The following is a 15226-nucleotide window of genomic DNA, read 5'->3' as shown; positions in this document are numbered from 1 at the left end:
ATTTTATAGTAATGTTCTAAGCACTAATATATTTATTAGAACTAAATTCTGAACAATATGAAAGCGTACTTTGCTCTAAGACATTATCTTTAAATTTAGCATAGCATTGTTTTGTAGGTGCTATAACTTGGCGTAAATGTGGCTTCTTATTAGGATGATTATAGTCATTAGCTACAATTGAAGTATCAAACATTTGATTTGGATACCATACTTTTAGGCCAGAATGCTCTCCAAACCAATCTGTCATTTGATCCCCTATAGACATTAGCCAATATACATTTCTTGAGTCACTTAATGCCTCTCTTAACATATCTTTATAGGCTACACTTGTATTTGCTTTATTTGTACAAGCATAATGAGGAACAGAACCAGATAGAAATACATTATTTTTTAATTGATCATCAGTTAAACCAATATGTTTTTTTAACCACTCTTTAGTAGCTTTAGATGTAGCTGCATTACAAGCTCTTGCTGTTATAAAATAACAAGATATACCATCTTTAAAACATACTTGTTTGATGAACTTAGCTGTAGCAGGATCATTTATGCCAGATTTGGTCCAATAGTCATCATCAAATGAAGTAAGCTCTACCGTGTTATCAATATCAAACATTAGAGCAGGTGTTTTTCCTTGTAACTTTATTTCATCAATAAATCCTATTTCCTTAAATTTATTGATAAGAGTAGCTAATGCTTTCATCATATCTGATGTTTGTTTTGAGAATTCAGAATTTTTCTTAAATGAATTATAGTCATCAGATAGCATATATTTTTTAGTGCTAGAATTTTTAAGAATTAAGCTAATAGCTTGTTTCTCATTATATGGTAAATCTGCTTTTTTTCCATACTTTTCATTAAACGCCATAGTTAATGATGTGACTTCACTATATAGTTTGAGAGGATTCGTCTTATAGCTTGTTTCTTTAGTTGCCCCATATATAGACGAAGTATAGAAAGTAAATAACAAAGCAGAAAGTGTGATAATAAATGATTTAGATTTTAACATTTATAAACCTTTTAGTTTTTTAATCTATGTTTAATATTAATGTAATAATTAGAAGATAAATACTTTTATACAGCAAGTTAGTTTTTTAATCTATGTTTAAGAAACTAGATGCTTCTTACTTTTATAGTATGCTCTTTATGAGAGCTTTATATTGACTTATCTATTAGCTTTTCATAAGCTGCTGAATTGATTAAATCTATTAAAGTTACTCTTTTACATAATCTCCTTTTAAGCTTTAAACTTATAATAATTTTAAAATCTATAGTTATACTTATTTCATATTAAAAATTTCTTTTTTTAAAAAATATATTTCTTTAGAGATAGATATCATAGATAATCAAAATAAAGACTAAACACTTAGAAATATGAACAATCAACAAAATAAACTAAAGAAGAGATATTTTGGCTCGCCATATTGGGGTTCTATTCAGGAAGGTACGGAATTTCTGCGACCATAACCGCAAGTATTAGTATATCTAGCTTACAGAGGGGCTACCGATTTTTAAATCGTTAATTAGAGATTCCACAATCCCTTGTAAATTAAGGCTTTCAGCACTATTGGTAATTTCATAAATTTAATCACAGTGATCTTAGTATCTAATGTTAATAATTTATTACTTCATCAATAATATTTTTCTGAAACAAAGCTTCTTGACTATTTTTATCTACAATATTGCAAAGTTCAAATGTCGCTTTCCACAGTACCCAGGCACGTGCTCTAAGCCATGTATCATTATCTAAGCGCATTTCAGCTACAAAGATATCTCGTGCTCTACTGCTTAAGTAAGTCCAAGCAATGACAAGATCACAAGCGGGATCACCCATAGCAGTTCCACCAAAATCAATCACCCCTGATAATTTATTATCTTTGATGAGTATATTGCCAACGGCATAATCACCATGGATCCAAATAGGTGCTTTATTCCATTTAGTAGCGCATGCTCTTTCCCAAAGTTCTAGAGCGCTGTTGCCATCTATAATATCTGCTAATTTAGCAATTTGTTCGCGGGCTCCAGGATCGTAAACACTAATATGATCACCTCGCCACCAATTATGCTGACCAGGATTAGGGCCTTCTACATTAGTAATAGCTTGCAACTCTTTTAAAAAGTTTGCTAGCTCAAAAGCTAGGTTTTCCAATGATTGCCCACCAAGAGTTACATGATTGGCACTACTTCCATCAAGCCATTTGTAAATAGAAAATGGATACGGATAATCATCAGATGGTTTGCCCATTTTTATAGGCGCAGGAATTGCGACACTTAAATGCTTTGCTAACATTGGTAACAACTCTTGCTCCTTAGGCACCTTAAGAGCATAACTTTCAGCTGTTGGTATGCGGATAAGCATATCATTACCAATCCGATAAGTTCTGTTGTCATGTCCTTGTTTTTCTACAGATTTAATATCTAAGTGCGAATATTCAGGAAATTGCTTTTTAATAATCTTATATGCAAGATCAACGTTTATATAATCATCATTCATGACTGCAAACTCTCCTAATATGGTAAATCATTGACATCAACATTAATAAAGTGAGGTTTAATATCTTCTTCCAAATAAATAGCTAGAATTTCTTTATTATTTAGCAATAATGCTTTACACACTCTGTGCATACCATCAATTATTTTGCCTTCTTTGCATAATATAATTGGATATTTTAAGTCGGCATTATTAATTAACCGCATATGATCTACTATATTTTTACATGTAGGTCTTTCTGGGCTTGAATCGTACCAATATTCGGATTCAATTTCTTTTATTTCAGTTAAGTTTATTATTTTTGGTTTAATGTGCTTCGTCAATTCTATTATTTTTTTAACATCCCATATCAATAAATCATTTTTAACTTTTCTAAAATGATATTGAGGTCTAATTTCACTCATTATATTGACTCTCTTATCATGTTCAAACCTATAATCCCTTCATTTAAAAGAGAGGCATCACCTACTTGGTTAGCATACCAGCATATAGTTACACTACTATATATCGCTCTAATCATAAGCCTTAAGTCTTTGCTCTAATTGTGAACCAGTCTGAACACCATTTAAAGTTTCAACCTGCTTACCATTTTTGAAAATAATCATAGTTGGAATGCTTCTAATGCCAAACTGTGCAGCTAAGTTTTGATTATCATCAACATTTACTTTAACAATTAGTGCATTCTTATAGTCTTTTGATAGCTGATCAAGAATAGGTCCTAAGGTTTTACAAGGGCCACACCAGTCTGCATAAAAATCAACTAATACAGGTTTATCTGTACTATTTATAAGCTTTTCAAAATTAGCTTCATCAGTTTTTATAACATTACTTAAAGCCATATTATTTCTCCATAAATGTTACATTTGCTCTAATATTTATATCTTGAGAAACTGCTACTGGATTACTATTAGCACTAGAATCCATCTCATTAGCAGCAGCTTTCATATACATTACTGTGTTTCTTGGTCTATAATTATTTGTAGTATCACTATATCTAATTGATTGAATAGTGTAATTATTATTTGTTTCTTTATTAAAATCTTTTAGATATTCTTGAGTATTTTTAAAGATTTTAATCATAAGCTTCTGCTTAGCTGCTTGAATAGCTTTTGCAGGTGGATTATAGTCAAGAACTTGAACAACTAACTTTTTACCAGAAGCTTTTTGATTTTCTAAAGCTTTTTGTAAGCTGTTAAGATCTTTTTGTGATATTCGAGCTTGTAATTGTAAAGTGATATTTAATGCACCACTATTACTAGTATTTTGCTCAACATTTTTGACTTTCCAATCAGCTTTAACAATATTATTAACTTCATCAGAGATTTGTTTTTGGATATTATTCTGATCTTGTAGAGTTGTAGTTGCATATCCTGTAACCTGCACAAGTATGCTATCACTTTTAACTGTTGTTTCAGCTTGTGTTGTATATTGAATAGTATTATTATCCTTAGCCTTATCACATGCTAATGCAACAGAGCTTGTTGCTAAAAAACTAACTAAAGTAATTGGAATAATTTTTTTCATAGAAAATACCCTCTTTTATCATTATTGATTTACTATTTTCAGTTTAACAGATTACTAAATATAATTAATTAGAAAGATAAAAAAGATTAAAAGATTTTTATATTATGGACTCTAGAACATCATCTAAAGATTCAGCAATTTCTTCTTTGATCTCATTATTAAAAGGAAAATCATCAGATGTTAACTGAGACTTAACAAAACTCTCTAAAAGTAAATGCTGTGCTTCATGTAGCTCTAAACCTCTAGATTGTAGATAAAATAAAGCATCTTTATCTAACTGACCAACCGTAGCACCATGGGTACAAACAACATCATCTGAGAAAATTTCTAACTCAGGTTTTGTATTTATTTCGGCTTTGTTACTTAGTTGAATATTTTTGTTATTTTGAAATGCTTGAATTTGCTCAATGCCTTCATTTACAACAGCCTTAGCATTAAACCAAGCTTTAGCAGAACCATTTGCAACACCACGAAAGTTTACATTGCTATAAGTATTTGAAGCATTATGATTAACTAAAAAGCAAGCATTTGCTATAGCACTATCACTAACTAAATATAAGCCTCTAATATCAAATCTTGAATGCTCTTTATTTAGATTCACGATAAAATCATTTCTTAATAAAGCATCTTTGTTAAGTAAGTTAAAACCATTAAACTCAGCAGCTCTATCTAGATTTATTAAATAATTTGCTGTAGTAAATAATTGTGTATTATTAGCATTATCAGCATTGTTTGTAAAATTAACTTTAGCAGATTCAGCAACTTTTACATCTAAAAATAAATTTATTGCAGACTCTTCTGTTAAATTTACAAAATCAATATCTAAATCAAGATTTGCAAACATATCAACATCTAACTTTAAAGAAACATTTGTAAGCTTATTCTTAGCCATCTCAGTATTTATAAAAATAAGGCTTAGAGTATCTTTAGTATCTTTAGGTACTTTTATGCCAAAATGCTTTGAATTCTCAATAGCTAATCTTGACATATTTCTATCATCTTTATGAAACTCTAAAGCACTGATATGGTTTAGCTTTTTGTTATAATCAATAGCTAAAGATCCGTCTAGGATAATAACTACATTCTCTTGAGTATCAAACTTAAAACCTTCAAGGTAATCTTTTGTTTTTGGAGCTTCTTTTAATATCTCTGTAATATTATTTTTAGAATATATTGAAGCAATATTTGTATACTTCCAGCTTTCTTGCTTAGTAGTAGGTAGAGATTTATTGTCTATTAACATTTTTTAACCTTTAGCTGTTTAACCAAGAGTATCCTTTCTCTTCTAATTCAAGTGCAAGTTCTTTACCACCAGTCTTAACTATTTGACCATCTGCTAAAACATGAACAAAGTCAGGTTCGATATGATCTAAAAGTCTTTGGTAATGTGTAATAACTAAGAAACTTCTATCTTGAGATCTCATAGTATTAGCACCTTGGGAAACAACCTGAAGAGCATCAATATCAAGACCGGAATCAGTTTCATCTAGAATTGCTAATTTAGGTTCTAACATCATTAACTGCAGCATCTCATTACGTTTTTTCTCACCACCAGAGAAGCCTTCATTAACACCACGAGACATATATTTTTGATCGATCTTTAAAACCTGCATATTTTGCTTAAGCTTCTTCATAAACTCAATAGCATTGATTTCTTCTTTGCCATTTTGCTTTCTGATACTATTTAAAGCTGTTTTAAGAAACTGAACATTACTAACACCAGGTATCTCGATAGGATATTGCAAACTTAGAAATATTCCAGCTGCTGCCCTTTCAGAAATGCTTAGATCATCAAGATCTTTGCCATCAAATTTTATAGAACCTTGCGTAATTTCATAACCATCTTTACCAGCCAGAACATTACTTAAAGTACTTTTACCAGCACCATTTGGTCCCATAATTGCATGAACTTCACCTTTATTCATAGTTAGGTTTAGTCCTTTTAATATTTGCTTTTTGTTATCTCCAACACTTACATGTAGATCTTTTATTTCTAATAACATTTTTTAACCTTTTTAGTAATCAATTATGTAAAATTTACAATCTTAACCAACAGCACCTTCTAAACTTACTTCCATAAGTTTTTGTGCTTCAACGGCAAATTCGAGAGGTAGCTTTTTAAATACTTCTTTACAAAAACCATTTACAATCATAGCAATAGCATCTTCCTCTGATAAGCCTCTTTGCTTACAGTAAAATAACTGATCATCAGAAATCTTTGAAGTTGTAGCTTCATGTTCTATTTGCGATGAGTTACTCTTGTTCTCAATATATGGGTATGTATGGGCACCGCACTTATTACCAATTAGTAATGAGTCACATTGTGAGAAGTTTCTCGCATCAGAGGCATTTGGAGATATTCTAACCAAACCTCTATAAGCTTGTGACGCCCTACCTGCTGAAATACCTTTTGAAATAATTGTGCTCTTAGAATTTTTACCAAGATGAATCATCTTAGTACCTGTATCTGCTTGCTGAGCATGTCTTGTCAGAGCTACTGAGTAAAACTCTCCAATAGAGTTATCTCCACGTAAAACTACGGATGGGTACTTCCAGGTGATAGCTGATCCAGTCTCAACCTGTGTCCAAGAAATCTTAGAGTTCTTATGACAAACGCCTCTTTTTGTTACAAAATTGTAAATACCACCCTTGCCATCTTTATCGCCTGGATACCAGTTTTGTACTGTAGAGTATTTGATCTCTGCACCATCTAGAGCAACTAGTTCTACCACTGCTGCATGAAGCTGGTTTTCATCACGCATGGGTGCTGTACAACCTTCTAGGTAGCTAACATAACTACCTTCGTCTGCTACGATAAGAGTTCTTTCAAACTGACCTGTATTCATAGCATTTATCCTAAAGTATGTAGATAGCTCCATTGGGCAAGTTACACCTTTTGGAATATATACAAAAGAACCATCACTAAATACAGCTGAGTTTAATGCCGCAAAGAAGTTATCTCCCTGAGGAACTACTGATCCAAGATATTTTCTTACAAGATCTGGATATTTTTGTACAGCCTCTGATATTGGACAGAATATAACACCTGCTTCAGCTAGTTTTTCTTTAAAAGTTGTAACAACTGAAACTGAATCAAACACTGCATCAACAGCTATATTTTTAACTCCAGCTAGCATTTCTTGCTCATGCAAAGGAATACCTAACTTGTTATATGTGTCAATAATTTCTGGATCAACTTCATCTAGACTTTTAGGATGATCTTTCATTGATTTTGGTGATGAGTAATAGCTAATAGCTTGAAAATCAATTGGTGGATAGTTTAAATCTGCCCAACTAGGAGACTTCATTTCCAGCCATTTTTTATAAGCTTTTAAACGCCATTCCAATAAAAACTCAGGTTCATTTTTTCTTGCAGATATTAGACGAATAACATCTTCATTAAGCCCAGCTGCTATTGTCTCTTCTTCAATATTTGTTACAAAACCATGTTCATAGTCTTGCTCTATAATTTTATCTAAATTTTCACTCATTTTATTTAGCTCTTGCCTTTGTTGTTGACAATATCATAAATTGATGTACTAGAAAGTATTTGCAATAGCTGACTATTTAAGACCTTCCAGTAACTACTAACTGTACAACTTTTTAAGCTGCATTGTTTGTGAATATCACAACACTCTGTAAGATTAACATCTTTTTCAATAGCTTCAACTACATCTAAGACTGTAACATCTCGAGAGTCTCTAACTAATGTATACCCACCTTCAATACCACGTTTTGAAGCTACTATATCTGCGATTGAAAGTTGGTTAAGTAGCTTTCGTACTGTAGGAATATTTAATCCCGTAACCTCTGCAACTTTTGCAGCGCTATAAGGAGAGGAATTGTTTTTTGCTATTGTAACTACAACTAATAATCCGTAGTCGAGTAATTTACTTATTCTAAGCATAATTACATATTATACCGATTTAGTATCATTTTGCTATTATAATAGTCTTAAAACAGTTGAATGTAAATAAAAAATTGATTATTTTAATCCCTTAGATTAGTATGCTAGACTAACAGACTATCAATTTTGGTATTATAACAAGTAATTATGAGAATTGCTATTTTAGGTGCTGGGCAATTAGGAATATATTTAACTCAAAGACTCAGCGTAGATCATCAAGTATCAATTATTGATTTAGATGAAGAAAAACTTGGGTTTATCTCCTCTGCTTTTGATGTACAAACTATTGTTGGTGACGTTACTAAGCCCAACATCATGATGGAAGCAAACTTCAAAGATACAGATATGATTATAGCAGTGACATCTGATGATACTACAAATATTGCTGTATGCGACATGTCATATAAGCTTTATAAAACTCCACACAAAATAGCACGAATTAGAGATACTGAATATAACAGATTTCCTAAGTTATTAAATAATATTGACTTGGTTATAAAGTCATTTTTTGAAGCAACAAAAAGATTAGAGCAACTGATTTTTTTACCTGGTGCTTTCTTTATATCTAGCTTTTTTGATCAAAGAGTTCAAGTAATTGGTGTTGAAGTATCAGATGACTCCCCTTTAGTTGGTTTTTCTATTAAAGATATACATCTGGGTTTAGGTGATATTAAGGTTGATATTATTTCTGTTTATAGAGGTAATCAAAAACTAGATATAGATGACACTGAAACTTTAGTTAAACCTGGTGATAGAGCTATGTATCTATCTGAAAAAGCATATTCATCGCAGATTTTATCAATATTCCAGCCTAAAAAAGCTAATGTTAGAAAGATATTTATCGCAGGGATTAACTACGCAAGTATAACTTTAGCAAAATCTCTAGAGACCAAAGGATATATTATAAAAATGATAGATCCAAGCGCTAAAAAGTGTGAGTTTGCTCTAGATGAGCTTTCAAAGTCAACTATCTTACATTACAACCCTGTAAACAATAACTTATTGATTGCCGAAGGGATTGATGAAGCTGATATGTTTTTTGCTCTAACGAACTCAGATGAAATTAATATAATGTCGTCTATCCTTGCTAAAAAATTAGGTGCTAAAAAAACTATTGCGACTGTTAATAGTGCTGAGTACTATGATATAACTCGTGATTTAAAGCTTATTGATATATCTATATCTCCACATAATTTTTCATATACAACAATTAAGGCATTTCTAACTCAAGTAGATATGCTAAGAATGTATGAAGTTGAAGATAGTGAAGAGATGTTTATTGAAATCAAAGTACATGGTCAAGAAAACATGTCAACTGTGATAGGAAAAAATATTTCTGAGCTAAAACTTCCTAAAGGTATAAGAATACTTTCAATAATGAAAAATGATAATACGCCATTATTCTTTGCTGATGATTTATTAATCGAAGATGGTGATAGACTTATAGTTAAAGTAGACAACCGAAGTGCTCTTGAAACTCTAGAAAAACTTTTTCAAGTAATGCCTTTATATATAGCTTAAACTAATTGCTAATTTATAAGCGCTTAAGTATTATGTTCTAATATGTTTTATTTCATAATAACTAATTGGTAATCTATGGCGGCAAATGTATCTGGAAAAGAAAAAATTGGCTTAATATTATTAATATTATTAATGACAGGAGCTATTGATAATATTCGAAATTTGCCATCAACAGCTACTTCAGGAACATATATCTTCTTTTTCTTTGCTATAGCTGTCATCTTATTTCTAGCGCCTGTTGCATTAGTATCTGCAGAAATGACTGCTACATATACAGAAAAAGGTGAAGAAGGCGTATATGGTTGGGTTAAAAAAGCTTTTGGACCAAATATTGGAATGCTTGCAATATGGTTTCAATGGGTAAATACTTTGATATGGTTTCCAAGTATCTTAACTTTCCTTGCCGGAACTATTGCTTATTTATTTAACCCAGATTTAGCTCAAAATATAAAGTTTACAGTAATTTTTATAACCGTTGTTTTCTGGTCACTAACTATTCTAAATCTCAAAGGCTTAAGGGTCTCGGCTGTTTTTGCTAGTATTTGTACTTTTTTAGGTATGGTTATTCCAATGCTATTAATGGTTGTATTTGCTTTGATATGGTTACTTAATAGTTATCATTTAAACATATATTTTCACTTTAACAATCTTATTCCTGATTTTACTACAACAGATTCTTGGATGGGTTTAACTGCTATTATAGCTTCATTTTTAGGGCTTGAGCTAGCAACTGTACATATTAGAAAAGTTACAAATCCTAAAAAAACATTCCCTCTTGCTTTACTAATTGCTGTTGTATTTATAGTTTTTACAATGGTTTTAGGGGCATTAGCTGTAGCTATTATATTCCCTAAAGATCAAATAGATGTAGTACACGGTACAATTAAGACATTTCAAGTTTATCTTCATAGCTTGGGTATCCCTGTATTTTTCTACTATATATTAGGTTTAATGGTAGTTGTAGGATCTGTAGGTTCAATGATTAACTGGATGATATCTCCAGCTAGAGGTTTATTACAAGCTGCAGATGATAGCTTTTTACCACGCTTCTTAGATAAAACAAACAAGCACGATGTACCCGGAGGAATCCTAATTCTTCAAGCAATTATTATGACAATAATATGTGCCCTTTTAGAGCTAGTTCCATCAGTACAAGCATACTATTGGTTATTAACAGCGCTTAGTACTCAAATTTACTCTTTAATGTATTTGATGATGTTTTTTGCTGCTTTAAAACTTAAACTTACAAATAAGGATACTGTTAAAAACTCTGATGATTTCCATATTCCATTTGGCAAAGTAGGAATGTCTATTGCATGCCTTTTAGGTATACTAGGAACTATTATATGTGTATTTATTGGCTTTATACCACCAGATAATATGTATGACAATCCTATGGAATTTGTAAAAACTCTTTCAGTGTGTTTTGTACTTTCTATTATTCCTGTAGTTCTATTTATGATATACAGAAAAATCAAATTAAAATAATCTATAAATAAAATCAATGTTTGAATCTTTACTACTTTTTGTTACGTTAATTGTTGGCTATTACTTATTTAATTTTCAACCTACTAAAAAAAATATTAAATATATAGATTTATCTTTAAATTTTATTGTTATCTCGATAATTTTTTTACTTGGTTATAACTTTAGTATTTTCACTAATACAAATAGTATTGTTCTAAAAATTCTTGGTATAAGCTTTGGCTATAGTATAATGATTTTGATAGCAAATATCTCTGGTGTTTCTTTATACTGTTATTACAATAAACAAATAAAAGCTAACTTTATAACACTTACTCGAAAGAATATTAAAGGCAATATAGTTTGGAATATTATAAAAGCTAGTAAATATCTAATTTATCTGGTTATAGGATATGTAATTGGTGAAATAATAAGCATTAATATAACTAAGTTTATCGATAATATCGTATTTGTGATGCTGTTAGGGTTAATGCTAATTATTGGAATTTTACTAAAATTAGAGAAGATCTCATTAAAAGATATCTTTAAAAATAAGACCGCTTTAATTATTGTGACTATCATTGTTTTAACATCTATAGCGTCAGCACTAATTATTAGTCTCTTTACAGGTATATCTATTAAGAAAAGTATTATGATCTGCTCTGGATTAGGGTGGTACTCATTATCAGTAGTACTAAATACTAATTTTCTTGGCGAATATTACGGAATGATAACTTTTATGATAGATTTCTTGCGTGAAATATTTGTTATAGCACTTATTCCATTACTTAGAAGAATATTATCTGTAGAGCTAATTGGCTATGCTGCAAATACGGCTATGGATTTTTGTTTACCCGTTATCAAAGATAATTACGGTACAAAAGCAGTACCTCTAGCAATATCAATAGGCTTAATATTTACTATAATAACACCGATTTTATTAATATTAGAAAATATAATACTCTAGATAAAGAGATTTAGATTTATTTACTACGGAACTTAATACGTCCTTTAGTAAGGTCGTATGGAGTGATTTCAACAACTACCTTATCACCTGTTAAAATACGGATATAGTTTTTTCTCATTTTACCTGATATATGAGCAGTCACAACGTGACCATTCTCAAGTTCAACTCTAAACATTGTGTTTGGAAGAGCTTCTAACACAACTCCTTCCATTTCGATACAATCTTCTTTTGCCATATTGGCCTCTTCTCCAGTTTGTTAAATTTTTAGTTAATATACGTTTAGACAAAACAATAAGCCTATATTTTAAAAGAATTTAAATTAAAATACAAATCTTTTAAAAATAAAGGTTATACTAAATTAAAAAGCTTATTAAATAATAGTAGGATGGATCAACAAATATTTTTTGAAATAGCTATTTTTATAGTTGCTATAATAGGCGGAAGTATTGGATCTGTAATTGGTTTAGGTGGTGCTCTTATTATAACTCCCCTACTCTCTACAGTTCTAGGTGTATCTATTCATCATGCAATAGGAGCATCTTTAGTTGCGATAATTTGCACATCAACCGCGACATCTATAGTCTCGCTAAAATCTCATGGATATACTAAAGAAAAATTGGGGTTATTTTTAGCATTAGCAACAGCTATAGGTTCTATCTTTGGCGCTAAAATAGCTATAATGCTTCAATCTAAATCTTTATTTATAATCTTTGGTGGAATACTAATACTTGTAGCTATATTAAGCTTCTTTAAAAAAGAGCCCTCTATATCTGATGGAAATGAAAAAATATCCAAGATGGCAGATAGATTACAACTTAATGATAGTATTAATATAAATGGTGTAGAAGAAGAATATAATGTCCAAAGACCTATTTGGGGGTTTTTAGGTATGTCTGGAGCTGGATTTATTGGTGGTCTACTCGGTATTGGCGCTGGTGCTTTTAAAGTTATCGCTATGGATAATATTATGAGGATTCCATTTAAAGTTAGTGCTTCTACGAGTAATTTTATAATGGGAATTACAGCTTTTGCTGCTACTTCAACTTATTATTTTGCTGGTTATATAGATAGCTTGATAACTTTACCAGTAGCTTTAGGTACATTACTAGGTTCTATGCTTGGTTCAAAACTAATGCCATATATTTCTACGAGAGCTCTTAAAATAACATTCTTTGTTGTAATTATATTAGCTGCAATACAAATGTTAGCTAAAGGCTTATTCTAATTTTATTTAAAACACCCTCTCTTTCATCGCTAAAAATGTTAGAATTTCTAATTAATAAATAATTTTACGTATCTAAGTTTACAATGATTAAAGTAACAAGTTTTAATGCTAATGGTATTCGTGCGGCTACACGCAAAGGTTTTTGGGAGTGGTTTGAGTCGCAAGATATAGATTTTTTATGTATCCAAGAAACAAAAGCTCAATTTCATCAACTTGAAGGAGATGATCAATATTTCCCAGAAGGTTATCATTATGATTTTAAAGATGCTGTTAAGAAAGGCTATAGTGGTACTGCTATTTATGCCAAGGAAAAGCCTCTAAAAGTTATCAAAGAGCTTGGGCTTGATTGGGCAGATGATGAAGGTCGCTATATCCAGTTTGATTATGAAAACTTTAGTATTGCTAGTTTATATCTGCCAAGTGGTTCTAGTGGTGATGTACGTCAAGAATATAAAATGCAATTTCTTGAAAAATATAAAGAGATTTTAAAAGAGCAAGTTGAGTCTGGTAGAGATTTTATAGTTTGTGGTGATTTTAATATCGTGCATAAAGAGATTGATATCAAAAACTGGAAATCAAACTATGGTAAAACATCTGGGGTATTACCAGAAGAGCAAGCTTGGTTAGATCATATATTTGATGATTTAGGCTGGGTTGATACATTTAGAGTTATTAACCAAGAACCTGATTACTATACTTGGTGGTCAAATCGTGGTCAGGCTAGAGCAAAGAATGTGGGCTGGAGAATTGATTATCATATTTCAACACCTGCTCTAAAAGATAAAGTAGTACCAAAATCTGATTATATCTACAAAGAAAATTGGTTCTCAGATCATGCGCCACTGACTATTAGTTATGATTATGAGGTTTAGTTTTAAAAAAGGTATTTAGCATGAATAATAAAGTTGTTTTAATTACAGGCGCAACAAAAGGAATTGGATTAGCTACAAGCTTATATCTAAAAAAACAGGGCTGGAAAGTTATTGGAATAGCAAGGTCTAGTACTGATAATTTTTTAGGTGAACTGTTTCTATGTGATTTAGCCAATGAAGAACAAACAGCATTAACGATTAGTCAAATAGATAAAATTCATGGGTGCCCTGATGCTATTGTTAATAACGTTGGTATTGCAATTTCAGAAGCATTAGGAAAAATTTCTATCTCATCACTTAATGAAGTTTATAATTTAAATGTTAGAAGTGCTGTACAAATAACTCAGTTTTTTATTAACAAAATGAAGTTAAAAGAGCATTGTAAAATAGTTAATATTGCAAGTAGAGCCATTTTTGGAGTTAAAAATCGTACTAGTTACTCTGCTGCAAAATCAGCTTTAGTTCGATGTACTAGAACATGGGCTTTAGAGCTTGCTAAGTATGGAATATGTGTAAATGCCATAGCTCCAGGTCCTGTAGATACAGAACTATTTAGAAAAACAAGACCTATTGGTAGCAAAGAAGAAAAAGAAGTCTTAGAGTCTATTCCTATGAATCGTATCGGTAAACCTAAAGAAATAGCTGCAACAATAGCTTTTCTCCTATCAGAAGAAGCATCTTTTATAACTGGACAAGTTATTTGTGTTGATGGTGGTGGAAGCTTATAGCATTAAATAAAAAGGTTAATATATGTTGCATGCTTATATATTCTCAGGTCTACCAGGAGTAGGCAAAACAACTTTAGCTAAAGCTCTTGCAAAAGCTATACACAATACGGTCTACTTTAGAATAGATACAATCGAATACTATCTAAAAAAAGAATATTCTCAAAAGCTAACTAAACAAGGTTATGAAATTGCTTACTATCAAGCAAAAGAAAATCTTGAGCTTGGCAAAAGTGTAATTATAGATTGTTGCAACCCTGTTTTAGAGTCTCGAGAGTTATGGAATAAACTATCTCAAGTAAATTCTACCAAAGTAATAAATATCGAAGTTATCTGTAGTGATAAACAAATTCATCAAAATAGAGTAGAAACTAGATATAAATCAAATCCAGATAAGTACCCTACTTGGCAAAATATACTAGATAAAGATTATCAAACCTGGAATCAAGACATAATACAAATTAATACGGCAGGTTTTAATATAGAATACTCACTAAAAACCCTCATAGATCAAATAAAGGAGTATTAATATA

Annotated in this window: 17 protein-coding genes; 7 read left to right on the top strand and 10 right to left on the bottom strand. The window is 30.9% G+C overall.

The window, feature by feature from the left end:
* Positions 1 to 16 precede the first annotated feature (16 nt).
* From F3D62_RS00585 to F3D62_RS00545, 9 genes are all read right to left on the bottom strand, one after another.
* Entirely contained in the window at positions 17 to 1006 is a 990-nt protein-coding gene (locus tag F3D62_RS00585) for a hypothetical protein (RefSeq protein WP_150466312.1), read from the bottom strand.
* A 603-nt stretch (positions 1007 to 1609) separates the two neighbouring features.
* Positions 1610 to 2491, bottom strand: a complete 882-nt coding sequence (locus tag F3D62_RS00580) for an aminoglycoside phosphotransferase family protein (protein WP_150466311.1) — start codon at positions 2489 to 2491, stop codon at positions 1610 to 1612.
* 14 nt (positions 2492 to 2505) lie between these two features.
* Positions 2506 to 2892, bottom strand: a complete 387-nt coding sequence (locus F3D62_RS00575) for a hypothetical protein (RefSeq protein ID WP_224732607.1) — start codon at positions 2890 to 2892, stop codon at positions 2506 to 2508.
* A 108-nt stretch (positions 2893 to 3000) separates the two neighbouring features.
* Entirely contained in the window at positions 3001 to 3327 is a 327-nt protein-coding gene (gene trxA, locus F3D62_RS00570) for a thioredoxin (protein ID WP_150466310.1), read from the bottom strand.
* 1 nt (position 3328) lies between these two features.
* Complete coding sequence (locus tag F3D62_RS00565) at positions 3329 to 4012, bottom strand: hypothetical protein (protein WP_150466309.1); 684 nt, start codon at positions 4010 to 4012, stop codon at positions 3329 to 3331.
* 97 nt (positions 4013 to 4109) lie between these two features.
* Complete coding sequence (gene sufD / locus F3D62_RS00560) at positions 4110 to 5255, bottom strand: Fe-S cluster assembly protein SufD (protein ID WP_150466308.1); 1146 nt, start codon at positions 5253 to 5255, stop codon at positions 4110 to 4112.
* A gap of 10 nt (positions 5256 to 5265) precedes the next feature.
* Positions 5266 to 6015, bottom strand: a complete 750-nt coding sequence (sufC, locus tag F3D62_RS00555; RefSeq protein ID WP_150466307.1) for a Fe-S cluster assembly ATPase SufC — start codon at positions 6013 to 6015, stop codon at positions 5266 to 5268.
* Positions 6016 to 6057: 42 nt separating this feature from the next.
* A complete protein-coding gene (sufB, locus tag F3D62_RS00550) occupies positions 6058 to 7503 on the bottom strand; it encodes a Fe-S cluster assembly protein SufB (RefSeq protein ID WP_150466306.1) in 1446 nt (481 codons plus the stop codon).
* A 5-nt stretch (positions 7504 to 7508) separates the two neighbouring features.
* On the bottom strand, positions 7509 to 7919 hold the full coding sequence (locus F3D62_RS00545; protein ID WP_150466305.1) for an SUF system Fe-S cluster assembly regulator: 411 nt from the start codon (positions 7917 to 7919) through the stop codon (positions 7509 to 7511).
* Between the two features lie 147 nt (positions 7920 to 8066).
* On the opposite strand from F3D62_RS00545, the gene trkA reads away from it, so the two are divergent.
* The 3 genes from trkA (at position 8067) to F3D62_RS00530 (ending at position 11871) form a co-directional block, all read left to right on the top strand.
* On the top strand, positions 8067 to 9440 hold the full coding sequence (gene trkA, locus F3D62_RS00540; RefSeq protein ID WP_150466304.1) for a Trk system potassium transporter TrkA: 1374 nt from the start codon (positions 8067 to 8069) through the stop codon (positions 9438 to 9440).
* Positions 9441 to 9515: 75 nt separating this feature from the next.
* Positions 9516 to 10928 carry an APC family permease gene (locus F3D62_RS00535; RefSeq protein ID WP_150466303.1) on the top strand — a complete coding sequence of 471 codons (1413 nt, stop codon included), beginning with the start codon at positions 9516 to 9518 and terminating at the stop codon, positions 10926 to 10928.
* A gap of 16 nt (positions 10929 to 10944) precedes the next feature.
* A complete protein-coding gene (locus F3D62_RS00530) occupies positions 10945 to 11871 on the top strand; it encodes a lysine exporter LysO family protein (RefSeq protein WP_150466302.1) in 927 nt (308 codons plus the stop codon).
* Positions 11872 to 11887: 16 nt separating this feature from the next.
* On the opposite strand, the gene infA is transcribed toward F3D62_RS00530, so the two are convergent.
* Positions 11888 to 12106, bottom strand: a complete 219-nt coding sequence (gene infA, locus F3D62_RS00525; RefSeq protein ID WP_004287780.1) for a translation initiation factor IF-1 — start codon at positions 12104 to 12106, stop codon at positions 11888 to 11890.
* A 150-nt stretch (positions 12107 to 12256) separates the two neighbouring features.
* Here infA and F3D62_RS00520 point away from each other — a divergent pair, with 150 nt between their 5' ends.
* The 4 genes from F3D62_RS00520 to F3D62_RS00505 all read left to right on the top strand — a co-directional run bounded on the left by F3D62_RS00520 (position 12257) and on the right by F3D62_RS00505 (position 15222).
* Entirely contained in the window at positions 12257 to 13096 is an 840-nt protein-coding gene (locus F3D62_RS00520) for a sulfite exporter TauE/SafE family protein (protein ID WP_150466301.1), read from the top strand.
* Between the two features lie 83 nt (positions 13097 to 13179).
* Positions 13180 to 13968, top strand: a complete 789-nt coding sequence (locus F3D62_RS00515) for an exodeoxyribonuclease III (RefSeq protein WP_150466300.1) — start codon at positions 13180 to 13182, stop codon at positions 13966 to 13968.
* Between the two features lie 20 nt (positions 13969 to 13988).
* Positions 13989 to 14696, top strand: coding sequence for an SDR family oxidoreductase (locus tag F3D62_RS00510; RefSeq protein ID WP_150466299.1), 708 nt, complete (start codon positions 13989 to 13991; stop codon positions 14694 to 14696).
* A gap of 22 nt (positions 14697 to 14718) precedes the next feature.
* Complete coding sequence (locus F3D62_RS00505; protein WP_150466298.1) at positions 14719 to 15222, top strand: AAA family ATPase; 504 nt, start codon at positions 14719 to 14721, stop codon at positions 15220 to 15222.
* Positions 15223 to 15226: the final 4 nt, after the last annotated feature.

This window comes from Francisella sp. SYW-9, from assembly GCF_008711465.1.
Lineage (GTDB): Bacteria > Pseudomonadota > Gammaproteobacteria > Francisellales > Francisellaceae > Francisella.
The sequence above is the reverse complement of the archived record's forward strand: the minus strand, read 5'-3'. Positions and strand labels throughout refer to the sequence as shown.

Bases quoted from the DNA above. Each gene is read 5' to 3' on its own strand.
- F3D62_RS00585 (WP_150466312.1), bottom strand. From the start codon at position 1,006: ATGTTAAAATCTAAATCATTTATTATCACACTTTCTGCTTTGTTATTT.
- F3D62_RS00580 (WP_150466311.1), bottom strand. From the start codon at position 2,491: ATGAATGATGATTATATAAACGTTGATCTTGCATATAAGATTATTAAA.
- F3D62_RS00575 (WP_224732607.1), bottom strand. From the start codon at position 2,892: ATGAGTGAAATTAGACCTCAATATCATTTTAGAAAAGTTAAAAATGAT.
- trxA (WP_150466310.1), bottom strand. From the start codon at position 3,327: ATGGCTTTAAGTAATGTTATAAAAACTGATGAAGCTAATTTTGAAAAG.
- F3D62_RS00565 (WP_150466309.1), bottom strand. From the start codon at position 4,012: ATGAAAAAAATTATTCCAATTACTTTAGTTAGTTTTTTAGCAACAAGC.
- sufD (WP_150466308.1), bottom strand. From the start codon at position 5,255: ATGTTAATAGACAATAAATCTCTACCTACTACTAAGCAAGAAAGCTGG.
- sufC (WP_150466307.1), bottom strand. From the start codon at position 6,015: ATGTTATTAGAAATAAAAGATCTACATGTAAGTGTTGGAGATAACAAA.
- sufB (WP_150466306.1), bottom strand. From the start codon at position 7,503: ATGAGTGAAAATTTAGATAAAATTATAGAGCAAGACTATGAACATGGT.
- F3D62_RS00545 (WP_150466305.1), bottom strand. From the start codon at position 7,919: ATGCTTAGAATAAGTAAATTACTCGACTACGGATTATTAGTTGTAGTT.
- trkA (WP_150466304.1), top strand. From the start codon at position 8,067: ATGAGAATTGCTATTTTAGGTGCTGGGCAATTAGGAATATATTTAACT.
- F3D62_RS00535 (WP_150466303.1), top strand. From the start codon at position 9,516: ATGGCGGCAAATGTATCTGGAAAAGAAAAAATTGGCTTAATATTATTA.
- F3D62_RS00530 (WP_150466302.1), top strand. From the start codon at position 10,945: ATGTTTGAATCTTTACTACTTTTTGTTACGTTAATTGTTGGCTATTAC.
- infA (WP_004287780.1), bottom strand. From the start codon at position 12,106: ATGGCAAAAGAAGATTGTATCGAAATGGAAGGAGTTGTGTTAGAAGCT.
- F3D62_RS00520 (WP_150466301.1), top strand. From the start codon at position 12,257: ATGGATCAACAAATATTTTTTGAAATAGCTATTTTTATAGTTGCTATA.
- F3D62_RS00515 (WP_150466300.1), top strand. From the start codon at position 13,180: ATGATTAAAGTAACAAGTTTTAATGCTAATGGTATTCGTGCGGCTACA.
- F3D62_RS00510 (WP_150466299.1), top strand. From the start codon at position 13,989: ATGAATAATAAAGTTGTTTTAATTACAGGCGCAACAAAAGGAATTGGA.
- F3D62_RS00505 (WP_150466298.1), top strand. From the start codon at position 14,719: ATGTTGCATGCTTATATATTCTCAGGTCTACCAGGAGTAGGCAAAACA.